18 protein-coding genes are annotated in these 20,478 nt (G+C 72.2%); 7 read left to right on the forward strand and 11 right to left on the reverse strand.

The window, feature by feature from the left end:
• Positions 1 to 61: 61 nt before the first annotated feature.
• The 4 genes from ACWGH1_RS23335 to ACWGH1_RS23350 form a co-directional block, all read right to left on the reverse strand.
• On the reverse strand, positions 62 to 775 hold the full coding sequence (locus ACWGH1_RS23335; RefSeq protein ID WP_453354161.1) for a VC0807 family protein: 714 nt from the start codon (positions 773 to 775) through the stop codon (positions 62 to 64).
• Positions 776 to 909: 134 nt separating this feature from the next.
• Positions 910 to 1,503 (reverse strand): TetR family transcriptional regulator, encoded by a 594-nt coding sequence (locus tag ACWGH1_RS23340; protein ID WP_453354160.1) that lies wholly within the window; start codon positions 1,501 to 1,503, stop codon positions 910 to 912.
• Between the two features lie 21 nt (positions 1,504 to 1,524).
• Positions 1,525 to 2,595, reverse strand: a complete 1,071-nt coding sequence (locus ACWGH1_RS23345; RefSeq protein WP_453354159.1) for an aldo/keto reductase — start codon at positions 2,593 to 2,595, stop codon at positions 1,525 to 1,527.
• A gap of 55 nt (positions 2,596 to 2,650) precedes the next feature.
• On the reverse strand, positions 2,651 to 3,007 hold the full coding sequence (locus tag ACWGH1_RS23350; RefSeq protein WP_453354158.1) for a DoxX family protein: 357 nt from the start codon (positions 3,005 to 3,007) through the stop codon (positions 2,651 to 2,653).
• Between the two features lie 79 nt (positions 3,008 to 3,086).
• Between ACWGH1_RS23350 and ACWGH1_RS23355 the strand changes: the two genes are divergently transcribed.
• Positions 3,087 to 3,542: a MarR family winged helix-turn-helix transcriptional regulator gene (locus ACWGH1_RS23355; RefSeq protein WP_453354157.1), complete on the forward strand. Its 456-nt coding sequence runs from the start codon at positions 3,087 to 3,089 to the stop codon at positions 3,540 to 3,542.
• Between the two features lie 54 nt (positions 3,543 to 3,596).
• On the opposite strand, the gene ACWGH1_RS23360 is transcribed toward ACWGH1_RS23355, so the two are convergent.
• Positions 3,597 to 5,021: an MFS transporter gene (locus ACWGH1_RS23360; protein ID WP_453354156.1), complete on the reverse strand. Its 1,425-nt coding sequence runs from the start codon at positions 5,019 to 5,021 to the stop codon at positions 3,597 to 3,599.
• 65 nt (positions 5,022 to 5,086) lie between these two features.
• On the opposite strand from ACWGH1_RS23360, the gene dusB reads away from it, so the two are divergent.
• From dusB to ACWGH1_RS23380, 4 genes are all read left to right on the forward strand, one after another.
• Complete coding sequence (gene dusB, locus ACWGH1_RS23365; RefSeq protein WP_453354155.1) at positions 5,087 to 6,229, forward strand: tRNA dihydrouridine synthase DusB; 1,143 nt, start codon at positions 5,087 to 5,089, stop codon at positions 6,227 to 6,229.
• Between the two features lie 376 nt (positions 6,230 to 6,605).
• The gene (gene ppdK / locus ACWGH1_RS23370) at positions 6,606 to 9,314 is read left to right on the forward strand and encodes a pyruvate, phosphate dikinase (protein WP_453354154.1); all 2,709 of its coding nucleotides are present in this window, start codon (positions 6,606 to 6,608) and stop codon (positions 9,312 to 9,314) included.
• 443 nt (positions 9,315 to 9,757) lie between these two features.
• Positions 9,758 to 10,810, forward strand: a complete 1,053-nt coding sequence (locus ACWGH1_RS23375; RefSeq protein WP_453354793.1) for an ArsR/SmtB family transcription factor — start codon at positions 9,758 to 9,760, stop codon at positions 10,808 to 10,810.
• Positions 10,811 to 10,952: 142 nt separating this feature from the next.
• Positions 10,953 to 11,363 (forward strand): VOC family protein, encoded by a 411-nt coding sequence (locus ACWGH1_RS23380; protein WP_453354794.1) that lies wholly within the window; start codon positions 10,953 to 10,955, stop codon positions 11,361 to 11,363.
• An 8-nt stretch (positions 11,364 to 11,371) separates the two neighbouring features.
• On the opposite strand, the gene nirD is transcribed toward ACWGH1_RS23380, so the two are convergent.
• Genes nirD through ACWGH1_RS23395 form a run of 3 tightly spaced genes read right to left on the reverse strand, consistent with a single transcriptional unit; the run spans position 11,372 to position 15,545 of the window.
• The gene (gene nirD, locus ACWGH1_RS23385; RefSeq protein ID WP_453354795.1) at positions 11,372 to 11,713 is read right to left on the reverse strand and encodes a nitrite reductase small subunit NirD; all 342 of its coding nucleotides are present in this window, start codon (positions 11,711 to 11,713) and stop codon (positions 11,372 to 11,374) included.
• Positions 11,710 to 14,295 (reverse strand): nitrite reductase large subunit NirB, encoded by a 2,586-nt coding sequence (nirB, locus tag ACWGH1_RS23390; protein WP_453354796.1) that lies wholly within the window; start codon positions 14,293 to 14,295, stop codon positions 11,710 to 11,712. The genes nirD and nirB overlap by 4 nt, the downstream gene beginning before the upstream one ends.
• Before the next feature lie 2 nt (positions 14,296 to 14,297).
• On the reverse strand, positions 14,298 to 15,545 hold the full coding sequence (locus ACWGH1_RS23395) for an NAD(P)/FAD-dependent oxidoreductase (protein ID WP_453354797.1): 1,248 nt from the start codon (positions 15,543 to 15,545) through the stop codon (positions 14,298 to 14,300).
• 171 nt (positions 15,546 to 15,716) lie between these two features.
• On the opposite strand from ACWGH1_RS23395, the gene ACWGH1_RS23400 reads away from it, so the two are divergent.
• Positions 15,717 to 16,493, forward strand: coding sequence for a sulfite exporter TauE/SafE family protein (locus ACWGH1_RS23400; protein ID WP_453354798.1), 777 nt, complete (start codon positions 15,717 to 15,719; stop codon positions 16,491 to 16,493).
• 10 nt (positions 16,494 to 16,503) lie between these two features.
• On the opposite strand, the gene ACWGH1_RS23405 is transcribed toward ACWGH1_RS23400, so the two are convergent.
• Both ACWGH1_RS23405 and ACWGH1_RS23410 read right to left on the reverse strand, forming a co-directional pair.
• On the reverse strand, positions 16,504 to 17,139 hold the full coding sequence (locus ACWGH1_RS23405; protein WP_453354799.1) for a class F sortase: 636 nt from the start codon (positions 17,137 to 17,139) through the stop codon (positions 16,504 to 16,506).
• A 129-nt stretch (positions 17,140 to 17,268) separates the two neighbouring features.
• Positions 17,269 to 17,811, reverse strand: a complete 543-nt coding sequence (locus ACWGH1_RS23410; RefSeq protein WP_453408974.1) for a hypothetical protein — start codon at positions 17,809 to 17,811, stop codon at positions 17,269 to 17,271.
• A 268-nt stretch (positions 17,812 to 18,079) separates the two neighbouring features.
• Between ACWGH1_RS23410 and ACWGH1_RS23415 the strand changes: the two genes are divergently transcribed.
• The gene (locus ACWGH1_RS23415) at positions 18,080 to 18,565 is read left to right on the forward strand and encodes a gamma-glutamylcyclotransferase family protein (protein WP_453355514.1); all 486 of its coding nucleotides are present in this window, start codon (positions 18,080 to 18,082) and stop codon (positions 18,563 to 18,565) included.
• Here the strand turns inward: ACWGH1_RS23415 and dnaG are convergent.
• Positions 18,562 to 20,454, reverse strand: coding sequence for a DNA primase (gene dnaG / locus ACWGH1_RS23420; RefSeq protein ID WP_453355515.1), 1,893 nt, complete (start codon positions 20,452 to 20,454; stop codon positions 18,562 to 18,564). The two genes, ACWGH1_RS23415 and dnaG, sit on opposite strands and share 4 nt — an antisense overlap.
• Positions 20,455 to 20,478 lie beyond the last annotated feature (24 nt).

The following is a 20,478-nucleotide window of genomic DNA, read 5'->3' on the forward strand; positions in this document are numbered from 1 at the left end:
CGACACGGCCGGTGGCCCGGTACGCGTCCTGCGCGTACCGGGCCACCGTCGTCCGTGCCGGTCAGACCGCCGCGGTCTGGGCCGCCGCGGTTTCGGCGGCACGCCGCTCGCCTTCGGCCTTCGAGCGCTTGCCGTACAACGTCGTCCACACGGCCAGCGCGCCGAGCACCCCGTAGATCATGATCGGGCTGATGACCACCATGGTGTCGGTGGGCAGCGTGTACGCCAGGGCGACCCGTACTGACGCCTCCGCCAGGTAGGCCACTCCCCATACCGTGGTCATCACGGTCATCGTGCGGCGGAACCCCTCGAACTGCCACAGGCCGTTCCACCAAGCGGTGCTCTCCGGCGTGCCGTCGGTGGCGAACTTGCGGCCGAAGTAGAACATCAGCGGCCGCGGCGCGAGCAGGGTGGCGAGGCACAGCAGGCCGAACAGCCCCGTCACGCCGGAGTCCTTGATCAGCAGCGCCCGGGCGGAGTGCGCGCCGGCGAGCGAGACGACGGCGGTGATCACGAGGAACACCAGGGTGACGACGGCGAACTCGTCGAGCTTGCGGCGCCACGCCAAGCTGATCACGCTGTCGAGCACCGGCCAGGCGCTGCTGGCCAGCAGCGCACCGAACTCGCTCCAGCCGTGGTCGTGAAGCTGGTTGTACGTGATGATCGGTGCGACCACGTTGAGACCGATGGTCAGGATCCAGCCGAGCGCCGCAGCGCCCCCCGAGCGTGCCGGTGGCGCCGGCTGGTCGTCCGGGAGCTCTTGGGCAACGGACATCTTTCCCCCTGAGTGGTACCTGGTGAGTGCGATCGGGGGGAACGTAGGGCAGGTGTGCGGCCCGCGACAGGACCCCCCGCCCCAAATGATCACCAAGTTGACCGGAATCGCACACTCCGGCGCAGGGGGCCGGTTCAGGCCCGCAGGCCCCGGATGATCAGCGAAGTGACCGCCTCGAACTCCGCGATGATCGAGGGGGAGAGCCAGTCGGCCGCGTACTGCGGATCATGGAAGCGCCCGGTGGCGTCGAACACCGCGCGGGCGGCGGCCGGCACGTCCTGCGCGGCCAGCGTCCCGTCGGCGACTCCCTCGGCGATGATCCGGGTCAACTGCCCGATCAGCGCGTTCAGGTGGTGGTCCACCACCCCGCTGTTCTCGGCCAGCAGCACCGTGTACGTCGCGAACAGCTCCGGGTCGTCGCCCGCCTTGTGCCGCTTGGCTTCGAAGAGCGCCTCCAGCCAGGCCTCCAGCTTGGAGGGGGCCGGCTCGGCGGGCGCCGAGGCGATCTCCTCCAGTTGTACGACGCTCTTGGCGAGCCAGCGGTCGGTGACGGCTTCGCGCAGCGCCGCCTTCGACGGGAAGTGCCGGTACACGCTGCCGTGGCTGACGCCCAGCGCGCGCGCCACGTCCACCACGGTCGCCTTGGTCGGGCCGAAGCGGCGCAGCACCTCCTCGGTGGTTTCGAGGATGCGCTCGGGGGTCAGGGGCTCGGCAGCAGGGGACGGCATGGGTACGACCGTACCGCCAGGTCAGTGTTCGCTGTCGAGGTGGGCCATCTGCTCCGCGGGGTAACGCTCGCCGGCCGCGGCCCCTGCGGGTATCGCCGCCTCGATGGCTGCCAGATCGGCGGGGCTCAGCTCCACCTCCAGGGCGCCCAGGGCCTCCTCCAGCCGGTCCCGGCGCCGGGCGCCCACCAGCGGAACGATGTCGACCCGGTGCCTCGGACCCTGCGCGAGGACCCAGGCGATGGCGGTCTGGGCGACGCTCACTCCCTTCTCCTGCGCCACCTTGCGCAGCGCCTCCACCAGATCGAGGTTCCGGTCGAGGTTCTCTCCCTGGAAGCGGGGGCTCATGCCGCGGAAGTCGCCGGGGGCCAGCTGCCGGTCACGGCTGAAGTGGCCGCTGATCAGCCCCCGGGACAGCACCCCGTACGCGGTGATGCCTATGCCGAGCTCGCGCGCGGCCGGCAGGATCTCTGCCTCGATCCCGCGCGACAACAGCGAGTATTCGATCTGGAGGTCCGCGATCGGAGCCACCGCGGCGGCCCGGCGCAGGGTGTCCGCGCCGACCTCCGAGAGCCCGATGTGCCGCACGTGCCCGGCCTCGACCGCTTCGGCGATCGCGCCGACCGTCTCCTCGATCGGCACGGCCGGGTCGAGGCGGGCGATGCGGTAGATGTCGATGTGGTCCCGGCCCAGCCGCTGGAGCGAGTAGGCGAGGAAGTTCTTCACGGCCTCGGGCCGCCCGTCGATGCCGGTGAAGCCGCCCTCGACCGTCCGCAGGGCGCCGAACTTCACGCTGGTCAGCGCCCGCTCGCGGAGCGCCGCGGGTGCGCTGCGCAGGGCTTCGCCGATCAGCAGCTCGTTGTGGCCCATGCCGTAGAAGTCGCCGGTGTCGAGCAGCGTGTCCGTGCCCTCGGGGGCGGCGTCCAGGTAGGCGTGGATGGTGGCGATCGACTCGGCCCGGTCGGTCTCCCCGTACAGCGCGGACATGCCCATGCAGCCGAGCCCGAGCGGGAAGACGGCGGGGCCGGTGGCGCCGAGGGGCGTCGTCGCGGATGCCGTCGTGGATGCCTCGCGGGGGTTCTCGTTCGTCGTCATGCAACAACCTTGGCATGACGGGTGACAGATTTCAATATCTGTCACCCGTCCGGGATCAGGCCAGCGCGCGCAGTACGAGCGCGGCCACCGCCACCAGGGTGAGCACGGCCGCCGGGGCGAAGGCGTGGTCCTTGACGCGGACGTGGCTGACGACCGCACCGATGAAGTAGAGCGTCACGCCCGCGGCGGCGGCGACCCCCAGCGGCGCCATCCACAGGCCTGCCACCAGCCCGACCGCCCCGGCCGCCTTCAGGGCGGCCAGCCGCGGCAGCCAGGACGCCGGGACCTCGACCTTGCGCATGTTGGCCACGATCGCCTCGTTGCGCCGGAGCGTGAGGGTGGCGGACGCGGTCAGGGCGAGGGCGAGCAGGGCGGCGACGACGGCGTACGCGAGGAACATGACGAACTCCAACGATCGAGGATGTTAGATCATTGAATAGCATCAATGATTGACTGATCGCAATCATCCGGTAATTGTTACGATGTGGTACATGACGGCAGCTCAGGAACGCCCGCACGCCCCGCAGCGACTGGGGCTGCTGCTGGCCTGGCACGGCTCGATCACCCAGAACCGGATGAAGGCGGCGTTCAGCGCGGCCGGGCTCACGCCCCGGCACGCGATGACGCTGATGGAACTGGAGGAGGGCCCGATCGGCCAACGGGCGCTCGCCGAGCGGCTGGAGATGGACCCGAGCGTGCTGGTCGGCATCCTCAACGACCTGGAGGGCGACGGGCTGGCCGAGCGCCGCAGGGACCCGGCCGACCGCCGACGCCACAACGTGGCCCTCACCGACGCGGGGGCGGCCGCCCTGGGCAAGGCGAACGCCGCACTGGACCAGGTCGAGCTCGTGCTGTTCTCCGGGCTCTCGCGGCACGAGCAGGACGCCCTGCGCGGCCTCCTCGCCCGCATCGACTCACACGCCGACGACTTCGACTGCACCGAATAGCGCGCGGCGGCCCGGGCGGGGGAGCCGCGGGCCGCGCGCTCCAAGGCGCCGGTGCTACGTCGCGGACACGCCCTCGCCCAGGGCGCGGGCCGTTCGGGTCGCCGTGCGCAGGGCCCAGCGGCCGGTCGTCGCGACGCCCATGGCCAGCACCAGTACTCCGCACAGCGTGATGATCCACCAGGCCGGCAGCGCCGCCGCGACGAAGCCGTCCCCGCCGGCCAGTCCGGCCGCCAGTACGGCGCCGATCACGGCCACGCCCAGCGTCCCTCCGGTCTGCCGGCTGGTCGACGCCACCGCCGCCGCCACCCCCGCCTGGGCGCGCGGCATCCCGGACACCGCCGTGTTGGTGATCGGCGCGTTGACCATGCCGAAGCCGAGGCCGAACAGCACGTACCCGGCGAACATCAGCGGGTCCGACCCCTCCGCCGAGAACGCCGCGAACAGCAGCCCGCTCGCCCCCATCGCTACCCCCGCGATCACCAGCGGCACCCGCGGCCCCACCGCGCCGACCAGCCGCCCGGACAGCGGCGCGCACAGGAAGGCGGGCGCCGCCATCGGCAGCATGTACAGGCCGGCGTGCAGCGCGTCCAGCCCCCGTACCTCCTGTAGGTAGAGGGTGTTCAGGAAGAGGAACCCCGACAGGGCGGCGAACGCGCTCACCGCGATCACCGTCGCCCCGCTGAACGGGGCGCTGCGGAAGAACCGCGGGTCGATCAGCGGCTCCGCCCGCCGCGGCTCGTACACCAGCAGCCCCACCAGGGCCGCCACCGCGAGCGCGGCGCACCCGATGACCGTCGGCGAACTCCAGCCGGCCGCCGGGGCCTCGATGATCCCGTACGTCACCGACCCCAGCAGCGCCACGATCAGCACCTGCCCGACCGGGTCCGGGCGGCGCGGGTGCCCGGCCCGCGACTCGGGGATGTAGCGCAGGGTCAGGACGAGGGCCGCCAGTCCCACGGGCACGTTGACCCAGAAGATGGACCGCCAGCCGACCGAGTCCACCAGCAGGCCGCCGATCAGCGGTCCGGCGGCCATGGAGATGCCGACGACCCCGCCCCAGACGCCGATGGCCCGGGCGCGCTCCTTGGGGTCCGTGAACGTGTTGGTGATGATCGACATGGCCACCGGGTTGAGCATCGAGCCACCAACGGCCTGGACCATCCGGAACGCGATCAGCCACTCCAGGCTCGGCGCCAGCGAACACAGCACCGAGCCCGCCGTGAAGACGATCAGACCGGTGCCGAACACCTTCCGGCGCCCGATCCGGTCGCCCGTGGACCCCGCCAGCATCAGCAGCGACGCCAGGACCAGCGTGTACGCGTCGATCGTCCACTGCATCCCCGCCACCGAGGCGTTGAACTCCTCGCGCATGGAGGGGAGGGCGACGTTCAGGACGGTGGTGTCCAGGCTGACGATCAGCAGGCTCATGCAGCAGATGGCCAGCACGAGTCTGCGTCGCCCGGGGCTCAGGGTGCGCATGACTCCGATAGTACGCCTAACTAATGAAATGCGGTCCACTGCCCGGCTGGGCGACAATGGGGGCTATGACCACGCTCCCCCCGCCCCTCGCGATCGGCCCGCACACCGTGCAGCCCCCGGTGGTGCTCGCACCCATGGCCGGCATCACCAACGCCCCGTTCCGCACCCTGTGCCGCGAGTTCAGCGGCGGCAAGGGGCTGTTCGTCAGCGAGATGATCACGACGCGCGCACTGGTCGAGCGCAACGAGAAGACCATGCAGCTGATCCACTTCGACGAGACCGAGAAGCCCCGCTCGATCCAGCTGTACGGAGTCGACCCCGCGACGGTCGGCAAGGCGGTCCGCATGATCGTCGAAGAGGACCGCGCCGACCACATCGACCTCAACTTCGGCTGCCCGGTCCCCAAGGTCACCCGCAAGGGCGGCGGCTCGGCCCTCCCCTACAAACGGAACCTGCTGCGCGCGATCCTGCGCGAGGCCGTGGCCGGCGCCGGTGATCTGCCCGTCACGATGAAGATGCGCAAGGGAATCAACGACGAGCACCTCACCTACCTCGACGCCGGCCGGATCGCGGTCGAGGAGGGCGTCACCGCCATCGCCCTGCACGGGCGCACCACCGCCCAGCACTACGGCGGCACCGCCGACTGGGAGGCCATCGCCCGCCTCAAGGAGCACGTGCCGGAGATCCCGGTGCTCGGCAACGGCGACATCTGGTGCGCCGAGGACGCGCTGCGCATGGTCCGCGAGACCGGCTGCGACGGAGTGGTCGTGGGGCGCGGCTGTCTGGGGCGGCCGTGGCTGTTCAACGACCTGGTCGCCGCCTTCGAGGGGCGCCCCCAGGACTTCCACAAGCCCACGCTGCGCGAGGTCGCGGCCACCATGCACCGGCACGCCCAGCTGCTGGGGGAGTGGATCGGCGACGAGGCGCGCGGGGTGATCGACTTCCGTAAGCACGTGGCCTGGTACCTCAAGGGCTTCGCGGTGGGATCCGAGATGCGCCAGAAGCTGGCGGTGACCTCTTCCCTCGCCGAACTGGACGCTCATCTGAGCGAGCTTGATCTGGACCAGCCCTGGCCCGAGAGCGCCGACGGTCCGCGCGGCCGGACGTCCGGAAACAACCGGGTTGTCCTGCCCGAGGGCTGGTTGAAGGATCCGTACGACTGCGCCGGCGTGACCGAAGACGCCGAGCTGGACACCTCCGGGGGCTGACGGAGGCCGACAAATCGCCCTCGGTGTAGCGTGATATACGCCACGCATGGGAGAGGTTTCGCTCAGATGAGCAGTTAAGCCCCGGGTAAGACTTCCAAAGGGTGGCACTGGGTGCCACTCTTTGTGTGTTCAGTACTTGAACGCAAATGTATCGATGATCGCTCATCCGAGCGGTAGTAGGCCTCAGGCGCCCCCTCACCCTTCGGGATGTGAACGCTGTTCGCCCCGCGGCATTACTTACCGGTTACTTTCGATTGGCTGGCACACGGGTGGTTACAGCCGTATGACGCCCAAGTGGACATACCCAGACGCCTTCGATCTGGGTATGTTCCTGGCCGTCAGGGCAGCCACCCGAGTCCTCGAGGAGTCGAGACCCGTGTCGGAAAACAAAGATCAGAAGTTCGTCTACGACTTCACCGAGGGAAACCGCGACCTCAAGGACCTTCTCGGCGGCAAGGGAGCCAACCTCGCCGAGATGACCAACCTGGGCCTCCCGGTGCCTCCCGGCTTCACCATCACCACCGAGGCCTGCAAGGTCTACCTCGAGAGCGGTGCGGCCCCGGCCGCACTGCGCGACGAGGTCAGCGCCCACCTGGCCGCCCTCGAGGCGAAGATGGGCAAGAAGCTCGGCCAGTCGGACGACCCTCTGCTGGTCTCGGTCCGTTCCGGCGCCAAGTTCTCGATGCCCGGCATGATGGACACCGTCCTCAACATCGGCCTCTCCGACGAGTCCGTGGCCGGCCTCGCCGCCCAGGCCGGCGACGAGCGCTTCGCGTGGGACTCCTACCGCCGCCTGATCCAGATGTTCGGCAAGACCGTTCTCGGCGTGGACGGCGAGCTCTTCGAGGACGCCCTCGAGGAGGCCAAGGCCGCCAAGAAGGTCACCGTCGACACCGACCTCGACGCCGCCGACCTCAAGAAGCTGGTCAAGGGCTTCAAGAAGATCGTCGCGAAGGAGGCCGGCCGCGAGTTCCCGCAGGACGCCCGCGAGCAGATGGACCTCGCCGTCGAGGCGGTCTTCAACTCCTGGAACACCGACCGCGCAAAGCTCTACCGCCGCCAGGAGCGCATCCCCGGCGACCTGGGCACCGCCGTCAACATCTGCTCCATGGTCTTCGGCAACCTCGGCCCGGACTCCGGCACCGGCGTCGCGTTCACCCGCGACCCCGCCAGCGGCCACCAGGGCGTCTACGGCGACTACCTGCAGAACGCGCAGGGCGAGGACGTCGTCGCGGGCATCCGCAACACCGTCCCGCTGGCGGACCTGGAGACCATCGACAAGGCCTCCTACGACCAGCTCATGACGATCATGGAGACGCTGGAGACCCACTACAAGGACCTCTGCGACATCGAGTTCACCATCGAGCGCGGCCAGCTGTGGATGCTCCAGACCCGCGTCGGCAAGCGCACCGCCGGGGCCGCGTTCCGCATCGCCACCCAGCTCGTGGACCAGGGTCTGATCGACGAGGCCGAAGCCCTCCAGCGCGTCAACGGCGCCCAGCTCGCGCAGCTGATGTTCCCCCGCTTCGACGAGGGCGCCGCCACCACGCTGCTCGGCCGCGGCATCGCCGCCTCCCCGGGCGCGGCGGTCGGCAAGGCCGTCTTCGACTCGTACACGGCCGTCAAGTGGTCCCGCTCCGGCGAGAAGGTCATCCTGATCCGCCGCGAGACCAACCCGGACGACCTGGACGGCATGATCGCCGCCGAGGGCATCCTGACCTCCCGCGGCGGCAAGACCTCGCACGCCGCCGTCGTCGCCCGCGGCATGGGCAAGACCTGCGTCTGCGGCGCCGAGGACCTCGAAGTCGACACCAAGCGCCGCCGCATGACGGTCGGCGGGACGGTCATCGAAGAGGGCGACGTCGTCTCGATCGACGGCTCCACCGGCAAGGTCTACCTCGGCGAGGTACCCGTCGTACCGTCCCCCGTGGTCGAGTACTTCGAGGGCCGCATGCACGCCGGCGCCGACGACGCCGACGAGCTGGTCGCCGCCGTGCACCGGATCATGGCGTACGCGGACCGCGTCCGCCGGCTGCGGGTGCGCGCCAACGCCGACAACGCCGAGGACGCCTCGCGCGCCCGCCGCTTCGGCGCCCAGGGCATCGGCCTGTGCCGCACCGAGCACATGTTCCTCGGTGAGCGCCGCGAGATGGTCGAGCGCCTGATCCTCGCCGACACCGACGACGAGCGCGAAGCGGCACTCAGTGCCCTCCTGCCGCTGCAGAAGAAGGACTTCGTCGAGCTGTTCGAGGCGATGGACGGTCTGCCCGTCACCGTCCGCCTCCTCGACCCGCCGCTGCACGAGTTCCTGCCCGACATCACCGAGCTGTCGGTGCGCGTCGCCCTCGCCGAGTCCCGCAAGGACGCCAACGAGAACGACCTGCGCCTGCTCCAGGCCGTGCACAAGCTGCACGAGCAGAACCCGATGCTGGGTCTGCGCGGTGTCCGCCTCGGCCTGGTCATCCCCGGTCTGTTCGCCATGCAGGTACGGGCGATCGCCGAAGCGGCGGCCGAGCGCAAGAACGCCAAGGGCGACCCGCGCCCCGAGATCATGATCCCGCTCGTCGGCACCGTCCAGGAGCTGGAGATCGTCCGCGACGAGGCCGACCAGGTCATCGCCGAGGTCGAGGCCGCCACCGGCACCAGTCTCAAGCTGACCATCGGCACGATGATCGAGCTGCCGCGCGCCGCGCTGACCGCCGGCCAGATCGCCGAAGCCGCGCAGTTCTTCTCCTTCGGCACGAACGACCTGACCCAGACGGTGTGGGGCTTCTCCCGCGACGACGTCGAGGCCAGCTTCTTCACCGCGTACCTGGAGAAGGGCATCTTCGGGGTCTCGCCCTTCGAGACCATCGACAAGGACGGTGTCGGCGCGCTGGTCCGCAGCGCCGTCGAGGCCGGCCGGGCCACCCGCCCCGACCTCAAGCTCGGCGTCTGCGGCGAGCACGGCGGCGACCCCGAGTCGGTGCACTTCTTCCACGAGGTCGGCCTCGACTACGTCTCCTGCTCGCCGTTCCGGATTCCGGTGGCGCGCCTGGAGGCCGGCCGCGCGGCCGCCGAGTCGAAGGGCTCCGACAGCCGCTGAGCCCCCCCGTGCCGGGTTCCGGCGCGGCTCGGCCGGGCACGAACCCGGCCGGGCGGCACCGGTTCCTGAGGCTGCGCCTGCTTCCGGTTTCCCTGACCCCCGGAAGCGGGCGCAGCCTGCTTCGCGTTTAAGGCCCGCATTCAACCAAGTCGCCATTACGGCACCAGGCGGTGGACGGATCCCCACCCGTCCACCGCCTGCCGCCTATCGCCAGGCACGTCGGCGCTTCCCGGTGCGACCGACCGCCAGGCCCCGCAAAGCCCCCCACGGCCTTCACGGAGCGTTTCGGTCGCACCGGAGTGTGCCTGGCGGAGTACAGGATTTCGGTTGTCACGCTCCTGCCGAAAGGGGTTTCAACTGTGGCTGAAAGGGCGTGGTGACCACGTGTGACGGCATGCATACTCATGGGGCGGGGGGATTGCGGTTGCACAGGTGGGGGTTCGGTGCTTCGTATCCATTTCACGGGAGTGGACCTCGCACGCGTACGGATGGCGGGACGTCCTGACGCGTTGTGGGAGACGATTCTTAGTTTTCACCGTTTAAGGGACCGGCGTGACGCCCGGTTGTTCGGTGAATGGCGTACGGAAACCCGCAGCCGGTTGAATAGTGAAACAAGGCTCCTCGGCGCGCTGATACCGGGCCGCGGCTATTTCCCCGATTTCCTCACCCCGGTCGAGGGGCAGTACGGATGGGACCTCGGGCTCGACGCGCTGCGCGGCATCCGCCCCGAGCGAATACGGCGCGAGCTGTCGCTGCTGGGCGCCGGAGCGCGCGTCGGCGCGGCCTTCGGCATGCCGCCGGGAGCGAGCGGCGGGGTCGACACCCTCGTCCCGCGCCGGCTGCGGGAGTTCATGGAGGACGCCGGCGCGCACATGCCGCGGCTGCTCGGCGAACTGCGCGCCTACCACCGGGTGGCCGTGGAGCCCTACTGGACCCACATACAGGCCCAGATCGAGGCCGAGCGGGCCGCCCGGGGGCGGGCACTGCTCGACGGCGGCGCCGACGAGCTGCTCGCCTCTCTGCCGCCGATGCTGCGCTGGCGGGCGCCGGTCCTGGAGTGCGACTACCCCGTCGACCGGGACGTCCGGCTGCGGGGGCGCGGCTTGCTGCTCCAGCCGTCCTTCTTCTGCCGCCGCACCGCCGTCACCCTGCACGACCCGGAGCTGCCGCCGGTCCTGGTGTACCCGGCGGCGGCGCAGCTCGCCTCGGCGCCCGCGCAGGGGGAGGGTGCCCGCCCGGCGGCTGAGCAGCGCCAGCGGACCTTGGGCAAGCTCGTCGGCCACACCCGCTCGGTGGTGCTGCGGGCGATCGGCGACGGCGCCACCACCAGCGAACTGGCCCGCCGGGCCGGAGTGTCGCTGGCCTCCGCGAGCCAGCACGCCTGTGTGATGCGGGAGGCCGGCCTGGTCACCACCCTGCGCCGGGGCAACGCCGTGCTCCACACGGTGACCCCGCTGGGGGCGGCGCTGCTGAAGGGCGGTGCGGTGGCGTCCTGACGGCCGTGGCGGCGTCCCGACCGGGGCGACGGAGCGGCCGGGCCGAAAAAACTTTCCCCGCCGGCGATGAGTTCCGCGGGGACGCCCGGTCTACCCCTTCGAACGCACCGCCACGACAGAAGCACGAGAAAGAGGGACCGAGATGTCCGCCACCATGATCTTCGTCAACCTGCCGGTCAAGGACCTGGAGGCGAGCAAGGCCTTCTGGGGCAAGCTCGGATACTCCTTCAACGCCCAGTTCAGTGACGAGAACGGCGCTTCCCTGGTCATCAGCGACACCATCTACGCGATGCTGCTGACCGAGGCCCGCTTCAAGGACTTCACCCACAAGGCCATCGCGGACACCTCCACCACCACCGAAGCCCTGCTGTGTCTGAGCGCCGAGAGCCGCGAGGCGGTGGACGCGCTCGTCGACGCGGCCGTCGGCGCGGGCGGCACCGAGCCGCGGGCCGCGCAGGACCACGGCTTCATGTACGGGCGGGCCTTCGAGGACCTGGACGGCCACACGTGGGAGATCATGTGGATGGACCCGGCGGCGGTCCAGGGCCGGTAGCCGCGCGGCTACCGGGCGACCGAGGTCACGGCGGTCCGTACCGGGTAGGTGGGGACCGCCACCGCGTCGTCGTCCAGGCAGCGCCCCGACTCCAGGTCGAAGCGCTGCTTGAGCAGCGGCGAGGCCACGAAGGGGCGTCCCGTCACGGTGCCCACCAGTCCCCGGGCGAGCACCTGCGCGCCGGTGAAGGGGTCCCGGTTGCCGATGGCGTACGGGCGGCCGGTGCGGTCGACGAACACCGCGGCCTGGCTGCCGTCGGGCAGCAGGGCCGCGACCCCGCGCCCGGGGGTCAGCTCCGACAGCTCGCACAGCGTCAGCCAGCCGCCGTTCACTTGCAGCTCGATGGTCACCGGGCGCCTCCCACGGGCTCAAGGGTCAAAACGGCCAGGTCGGGCTTGACCTGGCCGCGTTCCGGCACGAACCGCACGCTGGGGTCCGGGGTGCCGGGCGCGTTGACGAAGGACACGAACCGGCGCAGCCGCTCGGGGTCCTGGAGGGTCTCGGCCCATTCGTCGCGGTAGTGGGCGACGTGGTCGGCCATCAGGGACTCCAGCTCCGCGCACAGGCCGAGCGAGTCGTGCACGATCACGTCCCGCAAGTGGGCCAGACCGCCCTCCAGCCGCTCCAGCCAGGCCGCGGTCCGCTCCAGCCGGTCGGCGGTGCGGATGTAGAACATGAGGAACCGGTCAATGAGGCGGATCAGTTCGGCGTCCGAGAGGTCCTGGGCAAGCAGGTCCGCGTGGCGCGGGGTGGCCCCGCCGTTGCCGCCGACGTAGAGATTCCAGCCGTTCGCCGTCGCGATGACCCCGAAGTCCTTGCTCTGCGCCTCCGCGCATTCGCGGGTGCAGCCGGACACCGCCGACTTCAGCTTGTGCGGGGCGCGCAGACCCCGGTAGCGCAGCTCCAGGTCGATGGCCATGCGCACGCTGTCCTGGACCCCGTAGCGGCACCACGTCCGGCCCACGCAGGACTTCACCGTGCGCAGCGCCTTCCCGTACGCGTGCCCGGACTCGAACCCGGCGTCCACCAGCCGCGCCCAGATCCGCGGGAGCTGGTCGACCGCGGCCCCGAACAGGTCGATCCGCTGCCCACCGGTGATCTTCGTGTAGAGGCCGAAGTCGCGGGCCACCTCGCCGATCACGATGAGCTTCTCGGGGGTGATCTCACCGCCCGGGATGCGGGGGACGACCGAGTACGAGCCGTTGCGCTGCATGTTCGCGAGGAAGTGGTCGTTGGTGTCCTGGAGGGCGGCCTGCTCCCCGTCCAGTACGTACCCGCTCGCGCCGAGCGTCGCGGCGAGCGAGGCGATGACCGAGGCGACGGCCGGCTTGCAGGTCTCGCAGCCCTCGCCGCCCCGGGCGGCCTCCCGGCCGTGCCCGTCGAGGATCTCCCGGTAGGAGGTCAGCCGGCGGGTGCGGACGATCTCGTACAGCTCGGCGCGGGTGTACGGGAAGCAGCCGCACAGCCCCTTGTCGGCGGCGGCGGGCAGCAGTTGCCCGATCACCTTGAGGCAGCCGCCGCAGCCGGTGCCGGCCCCGGTGCACTTCTTGACCTCGGGGAGCGAGGAGCAGGCGGTGATCTCCTTCTTGGTGACGTTGTGGCAGGAGCAGATCACCGCCGTGTCGGGCAGCGCGGACGGGCCGAGTGCCGCGGCCGGCCCGGTGCCCGCGGGCAGCACCAGCTGTTCGGGGGTGAGGGGCGGCACGCTGCCGGTGAGCGGGCGCAGCAGTCCGTAGGAGTCGGCGTCCCCGACCAGGACCCCGCCGAGCAGCACGCCGTCGGGGGAGACGACCAGCTTCTTGTAGACGCCGGAGCGGGAGTCGGAGTAGACGACGTCTAGGCAGTCGGGGGTCGCGCCGTGGGCGTCGCCGAAGGAGGCCACGTCCACGCCGAGCAGCTTGAGCTTGGTGGACAGGTCGGCTCCGGTGAACTCCCGGTCGCGGCCCAGCAGGTCGTCGGCGGCCGTCTCGGCCATCTCGTAGCCGGGCGCGACCAGGCCGTAGACCCGGCCGTCGGCGGCCAGCGCGCACTCGCCGATGGCGTACACGCGGGGGTCGGAGGTGCGGCAGCGGGCGTCGACGGAGATCCCGCCGCGTTCGCCGACGGTCAGCGCGGCGTCGCGGGCGAGCTGGTCGCGGGGGCGGACTCCGGCCGAGAAGACGACCAGGTCGGCGGGGACGGTCGAGCCGTCGGACAGGCGCATCCCGGTCACCGAGCCGTCCTCGGCGGTCAGGACCTCCTGGGTGCCGACGCCCGTGTGCACGGTCAGGCCCATGGACTCGATGGTCCGCAGCAGCGCGGCGCCGCCCCCGTCGTCGACCTGTACGGGCATCAGGCGCGGCGCGAACTCCACGATGCGGGTGGCCAGTCCCAGTCCTTGGAGCGCGCCCGCTGCCTCCAGGCCGAGGAGCCCGCCGCCGACGACGGCCCCGCTGCCGCGGCCCTTCGCGTACGTCTCGATCGCGAGCAGGTCCTCGATGGTGCGGTACACGAAGCAGCCGGCGGCGTCCTTGCCGGGGACGGGCGGCACGAAGGGGTAGCTGCCGGTAGCGAGGACGAGGACGTCGTACGGGAACACCCGCCCGGACCGGGAGGTGACGGTGCGGGCGCCGCGGTCGATGCTCTCGGCGGGGTCGCCGAGGTGCAGGTCGATCCCGTGCCGCGCCATGAAGCCGTCCGGGACCAGCGACAGCTCCTCGGCGGTGCTGCCGGAGAAGTAGGAGGTCAGGTGGACCCGGTCGTAGGCGGGCCGGGGCTCCTCGCACAGGACGGTGACCCGGTGCGTGGCGGTGATCCCGCGCTCGGCGAGGGCCTCCAGGTAGCGCTGGCCGACCATGCCGTGGCCGACGAGCACGAGGGCGGGTCCGTCGGCGGCTGCGGCTGCGGCTGCGGCCGTGGGTGCGGGGGTGGGCGTGGGCGGGACTGCGGCCATGATCAGGAGCCTCCGTCGTCGGTGAGCAGGTGCGAGAAGTCGGTCAGGGCTTCCCCGTCCTCCCAGGAGCGGGCCAGGGCGCCCACGGTGGACAGTTCGCCGAGGAGGACCCCGCCGACCACCCGGTCGTCCCGGACCACGACCTTGCGGTAGGTCCGGCGGGTGGCGTCGGCGAGGCGGATCACGTCGTCCCCGGGCAGCGCCGTCGCCTCGCCGAAGGCGGCGAGGTCCAGTGGGCCGTCGCCACCGGAGGTGAGGGTGAGCCGGGTCAGGGCGCGGGTACCGGTGTAGCCGCAGGCGGGGCCGCCGGCCCCGGTCAGGACGGCCGCGACGGCGTCGGCCTGCTCCAGCGCGGCTCCGGCCAGTCCGTACACGCGGCCGTCGTGCTCGGCGCAGTCGCCGATGGCGTGGATGCGGGGGTCGGAGGTGCGCAGCCGGTCGTCCACGACGACGCCGGTGCGCACGTCGAGCCCGGCGGCCCGGGCCAGCCCGGTGCGCGGGCGCACCCCGCAGGCGAGCACCACGAGGTCGGCTCCGAGCCGGTAGCCGTCGGCGAGTTCGACGCCGGTGACCCGGGTTCCGGCCCCGGCGCGGGGGTCCGCGGCCGTGGTCAGCCCGCGTACCCGGCACTCGGTGTGGATCTCGACGCCGAGGGCCGTCAGGTGGGTGTGCAGCAGGCCCGAGGCGTCCGCGTCCAGCTGCCGCTCCATCAGCCGCTCGGCCTGCTGCGCGAGCACCACATGGGCGCCGCGGGCGGCCAGGGCGCGGGCCGCCGAGACGCCGAGGAGTCCGCCGCCGATGACCACGGCGCGCACGCCGGGGCGCAAGGTCGCGGAGAGGGCCAGACAGTCGTCCATGGTGCGGAACGCGTGCACCCCCTGGGGGAGTTCCCGGCCATCGGGCTCGAACAGGCCGCGCAGCGGGGGCAGCACGGGGTTCGAGCCGGTGGCCAGGACGAGGGCGTCGTACCCGAGCACCGCCCCGTCGTCGCAGTGCACCGCCCGGTCGGCGCGGTCGACGCGGACCGCGCGGACGCCCCGGCGCAGCGCCGGGCCGGGGTCCGGGAGCGCGGTCACCTCGGGGTCGTACCGGCCGGCGAGGACCTCGGCCAGCAGCACGCGGTTGTACGGGGCGTGCGGCTCCTCGCCGAGGACCGTGACCGCCGCCGCACCGCCGGCGGTCAGCCGCGCGGCGCACCGCAGGCCCGCCAGGCCGCCGCCGATCACCACCACACGCCGTTTCGAGGTCATGGCACGAGCGTGCGGGGCCGCTGTTTCCCCGCCGCATCGCCGCTGTTACCCGGACGGAACGCGCGTCTCAGCGGCCGGCCGGACGGCCCGTGAGGCGGCGAAGCTCAACCTTTGCGCAAGTTTCCGGGCTTCCGTGGCCATTGCAGCCAACGGCTCCATAGGGTCGGAGCCGTGCCTGACATATCAACCACGATGATCATCGTGCTGTGCGTGGCCGCCGCGGCGGCCGGCTGGATCGACGCCGTGGTCGGCGGCGGCGGACTGCTGCTCCTGCCCGCGCTGCTGCTCGGCCTCCCGCACACGCCACCCGCAGCCGTCCTCGGCACCAACAAGGCGGTGGCCATCGTCGGCACCACCGGAGCGGCCGTGACCTACGTCCGCAAGGCGCCGGTGAACGTGAAGCTCGCCGTCCGCATCGGCCTGGCCGCGCTCGCCGGCTCCATGGGCGGTGCCGCGCTGGCCGGGGGGATCAGCAAGGACGCCATGCGCCCGCTGATCATGGCGGTACTGGTCGTCGTCGCCGGGGTGGTGATCTTCAAGCCCGGTTTCGGCGCGGCCGCGTCCACCGGGCCCGTCAGCCGCCGCCGCGTGCTGCTCGCCATCGGCCTGGCCGGACTCGGCATCGGCTTCTACGACGGCCTCATCGGCCCCGGCACCGGCACCTTCCTGGTCCTCGCCCTCACCGCGCTGCTCCACCTGGACCTGGTCACCGCCTCCGCCACCGCCAAGATCGTCAACTGCTGTACGAACGCCGGGGCGCTCGCGATGTTCGCCCACCAGGGGATGGTGCTGTGGCAACTGGCCGCGCTGATGGCGGCCTTCAACCTGGCCGGAGGCATGATCGGGGCCCGGATGGCGCTCACCAAGGGCAGCGCGTTCGTCCGGACGGTGCTGCTGACGGTGGTCGGGGCGCTGGTGGTGAAGCTCGGCATCGAGCAGTGGGGCTGAGCAGCGCCCTTCAGTACGTGCCCGTCAGGTGGGCGAAGACGACCACGTTGCCCTGGTACCCGGTCCGGGGGGAGAAGCCGCCCCCGCAGGTGATGACCCGCAGCTCGGCGCGCGGCGACGGCCCGTACACCCGGGAGTCGGGGAAGGCCCTGGCGTCGTACACCTCGACGGCGTGGACGGTGAACACGGCCGTACGTCCGTCCGCGCGCGCCACCTCGATCGAGGCCCCGCGGCGCAGCGCGCCCAGGTGGTAGAAGACGGCCGGGCCGGTGGCGTGGTCGACGTGGCCCGCGATGACGGCGGTGCCGGTGGCGCCCGGCGTGGTGCCCTCCCGGTACCAGCCCGCGAGGTCGCGCCGGGCGGGCGGCGGGACTTCGAGGCTGCCGTCGGCCTGCAGGCCCAGCCCGGCGAGCGGGGCGTCCACCCGGATCGACGGGATCCGGATCCGGGTGGGCGGGGAGCCGGGCAGCGGGGCGATGCTGCCGGCGTACGAGGCCTGGCCGCTGAGCGTGCTCAGCGCCTCGGCGGGGGACGGCAGCGGCGGCCCGACGGTCTCCGCGGAACCGCTGCCGACGAGCCAGATGCCCACGCAGGCGGCGAGGGCCAGGAGCCCGCCGCGGCCGGCGACGCCGGAGGTGCCCACCATGCCTGCCCCCTCGTGCTCGCTTCCCGTGCGTATGACTGGCCGTCGCCCGGCCCCGCGAACGGGGGGACCTCGCGGGGCGGGGCGACGGGGGCGGTACCGCTCGGACCGCGGCCGGGGCCGCGGGGTCCGTCAGCTCCGCGTGCCGCTCGCCCGGCGACGCAGGAGCCAGGTACCGCCGACGGCGACCGCGGCCAGCACGGCCGCTCCCGCCGTGATCTTGGCGGGGTCGGTGGTGGTGGTCGTGCCACCACCGACCCCGGTCCGTACGTGGCCCTGCGGGCCACGGTCGGTGACGACCAGGTCGCCGGTGGCGAACTTGCCGTTCGCGCAGGTCGCGCCGATGTCGTAGGTGCCCGGCCGGAGGTCGCGGGCGACCTGGAACTGCCCCACCACCATGTCCTTGCGGGCGCCGGGCAGCAGCTTGAAGCGGCCGCCGCCGACGGTGCTCGCATCGCCCTCGGCGCGGCCCGAGGGGCCACAGGCGCTGGTGTTCACCGTTACGGTCACGCCCGGGGCGGCGGACTTCGGCCAGACCTCCAGCGCGGCGAAGTCACCCGGCGCGAAGCCGGGCATGCCGAGTTCCGCGGCGGCGACCGCGCCCGCGACCGGTCCGGCGAAGGCGACGGCGGTCAGTGCGGTGGCGGTCAGCACGTGGGCGGTGCGGCGGCGCATGGGGGCTCCTGGGAACGCGGGGTCGTGCTCCGAGATAACCCGGCCCGCCCGCGCCGCGCCTCCTGATGTGGCGTCAGCTCCGCCGTGCCCGTCGGCGTTCCCGCAGCTCACCCCGGCCCGCTTGGGCCGTCCGGGGGACCCTGCCCGTCCGGGTGACGCCGCCTTCCGGCCCGCCGGGGGCGGGCTTACGGCGCCCCCACGCGCTGCGTACGGTGGGAGTGCGCGGGCGGAGCCGGCCCGTACCGCGCCGGCAGTCCAGGGAGGGCGCGTGACACCGTTCGACACGACCCCGCTCGACACGACGCCGCCCGGCCGGCCGGGCACCGCCTCGGCCGCGCTGCCGTTCTTCGTCTACGGAACCCTGCGGCCCGGCCAGGTCAACCACGGCCTGTTCCTGCGGGGCCGCACCGCGGCCGAGGAACCCGCGCTGCTGCCGGACACCGCGCTCTACGAGGGCCCCGGCTACCCGTACGCCGTCGCGCGCCCGGGGCCGGGGACACACGGAGAGCTGATCACCCCCGCCCCCGGAGCCCACGCCGAGCTGCTGACCGCGCTGGACCTGCTGGAGGAGTACCACGGCCCCGGCCGCCCGGGGAACGTCTACGACCGGGTCGCCCGCCAGGCCCTGCGCCGCCCCGACGGCACCCCCGTCCTGGCCTGGGTCTACCTGGCCGCCCCGGCCCTGGCCCGCGCCCTCGCCCGATCCGGGACCGAGATCCCGGGCGGCGACTGGCTCGTCCGCGGCCGGCCCTAGAGCCCTTCGGCCCCGCGGTTGCGCAGCCGCTGTCCGTACTGCTGGAGGACCCACAGCTCCTCCTGGACGGCCGCCAGCTGCTCCGGCGGAGCCTGCGGTCCCAGGCGGGCGAGGGTGCCCTGGATCTCGTGCACCCGGCGGTCGACGGCGCGCAGCCGCACCTGGACCAGCTGGACCCCCGCGTAGACCTCGTCCACCGTCTTCGCGTGGATGGCCTCGACCGCCAGTTCCGTGACCAGCGCGCGCACGGTGTCGTTGGGCGCGGCCGCCCGGACCCGGGTCAGGTAGTCCTCGGTGCCCAGGGCGGCGCCCCCGGCGTCCTGGATGGCCTGGCGGACCGCCGCGTAGGGCGGGGCGGTGAACTCGTCGATGCCGTACGCGTCGAAGGCGGGGGAGACCAGGGCCGGTCGCTGCAGGGCCAGCTTGAGCAGCTCGCGTTCCGTGCGGTGGGCGGGGCTGCGCAGGTTCAGCGCCGGGCCGCCCGCCGCCGCGGGCGCGGGGGCCGCCTCGTACGCCCGGCCGCGGCCGCCCTGCTGGGGCTGGCCGCCCCGCTCGCGCGCCCAGCGGGCGAGCTGCGCGACCCGCTTGACCACGAACTGTTCGTCGCGGATGCCCAGCATCCCCGCCAGCTGGACCGCCGACTCGTGCTGGATCGCGACGTTCTTGATGTTGGCGACGACCGGGGCCGCCTCGTCGAGCGCTGCCGCCCGCCCCGCCGGGTTCTCCAGGTTGTGCCGGGCCACGATGTGCCGCAGTGCGAACTCGAACAGCGGGGTGCGGGACTCCACCAGCCCCGACACGGCGGCGTCGCCCTGCGCGAGCCGCAGGTCGCAGGGGTCCATCCCGCCCGGGGTGACCGCGATCGAGGTCTCGGCGGCGAACTTCTGGTCGTCCTCGAAGGCGCGCAGCGCGGCCTTCTGGCCCGCCGCGTCCCCGTCGAAGGTGAAGATCACTTCGGCCGTGGCGTTGTCCATCAGCAGCCGGCGCAGGATCTTGATGTGGTCCCCGCCGAAGGCCGTGCCACAGGTCGCGATCGCGGTGGTCACCCCGGCCAGGTGGCAGGCCATCACATCGGTGTAGCCCTCGACCACGACCGCCCGCGAGGTCTTCGCGATCTCCTTCTTCGCCAGGTCGATCCCGTACAGCACCTGGGACTTCTTGTAGATGGCCGTCTCGGGGGTGTTCAGGTACTTGGGGCCGTTGTCGTCGTCGCGGAGCTTGCGCGCGCCGAAGCCGACGACCTCGCCGCTGATGTCCCGGATCGGCCACATCAGCCGCCCGCGGAACCGGTCGATCGGCTTCCCGCTGCGGCTGTCCTGGGCCAGCCCCGAGGTGATCAGCTCCTTGTCGCTGAACCCCTTGCCGCGCAGGAAGCGGGTCAGGTGGTCCCAGCCGGCCGGGCTGTAGCCCACGCTGAAGTGCGCCGCCGCGGCCTGGTCGAAGCCGCGCTCCGCGAGGAACTTGCGGCCGATCTCCGCCTCGGCTCCGTCCAGCTGGTCCACGTAGAACTGCGCGGCGGCCTTGTGCGCCTCGACCAGCCGGATCCGCTCGCCGCGGCCGCTGGTGCCGGCGGTGTAGCCGCCCTCCTCGTACCGCAGGGTGATGCCCGCCTGGCCGGCCAGCCGCTCGACCGCCTCCGAGAAGGAGAGGTGGTCGATCTTCATGATGAAGTCGAGGGTGTCCCCGCCCGCCTGGCAGCCGAAGCAGTGGTACAGCCCCTTGCCGGGGCTGACCTGGAAGGACGGGGACTTCTCGTCGTGGAAGGGGCAGAGGCCCTTGAGGTTGCCGCCGCCGGCGTTGCGCAGCTGGAGGTAGTCGGAGACCACGGCGTCGATCGGGACCGCGTCCCGTACCGCCTTCACGTCGTCGTCGTTGATCCGTCCTGCCACGCGTGAAGTCTACGGCCGGGCGCC

The organism is Streptomyces sp. NPDC054883, assembly GCF_053610645.1.

Bases quoted from the DNA above. Each gene is read 5' to 3' on its own strand.
- ACWGH1_RS23340 (WP_453354160.1), bottom strand. From the start codon at position 1,503: ATGCCGTCCCCTGCTGCCGAGCCCCTGACCCCCGAGCGCATCCTCGAA.
- ACWGH1_RS23360 (WP_453354156.1), bottom strand. From the start codon at position 5,021: ATGCGCACCCTGAGCCCCGGGCGACGCAGACTCGTGCTGGCCATCTGC.
- ACWGH1_RS23355 (WP_453354157.1), top strand. From the start codon at position 3,087: ATGACGGCAGCTCAGGAACGCCCGCACGCCCCGCAGCGACTGGGGCTG.
- ACWGH1_RS23335 (WP_453354161.1), bottom strand. From the start codon at position 775: ATGTCCGTTGCCCAAGAGCTCCCGGACGACCAGCCGGCGCCACCGGCA.
- ACWGH1_RS23410 (WP_453408974.1), bottom strand. From the start codon at position 17,811: ATGCGCCGCCGCACCGCCCACGTGCTGACCGCCACCGCACTGACCGCC.
- ACWGH1_RS23405 (WP_453354799.1), bottom strand. From the start codon at position 17,139: ATGGTGGGCACCTCCGGCGTCGCCGGCCGCGGCGGGCTCCTGGCCCTC.
- ACWGH1_RS23380 (WP_453354794.1), top strand. From the start codon at position 10,953: ATGTCCGCCACCATGATCTTCGTCAACCTGCCGGTCAAGGACCTGGAG.
- ACWGH1_RS23345 (WP_453354159.1), bottom strand. From the start codon at position 2,595: ATGACGACGAACGAGAACCCCCGCGAGGCATCCACGACGGCATCCGCG.
- nirB (WP_453354796.1), bottom strand. From the start codon at position 14,295: ATGGCCGCAGTCCCGCCCACGCCCACCCCCGCACCCACGGCCGCAGCC.
- ACWGH1_RS23395 (WP_453354797.1), bottom strand. From the start codon at position 15,545: ATGACCTCGAAACGGCGTGTGGTGGTGATCGGCGGCGGCCTGGCGGGC.
- dusB (WP_453354155.1), top strand. From the start codon at position 5,087: ATGACCACGCTCCCCCCGCCCCTCGCGATCGGCCCGCACACCGTGCAG.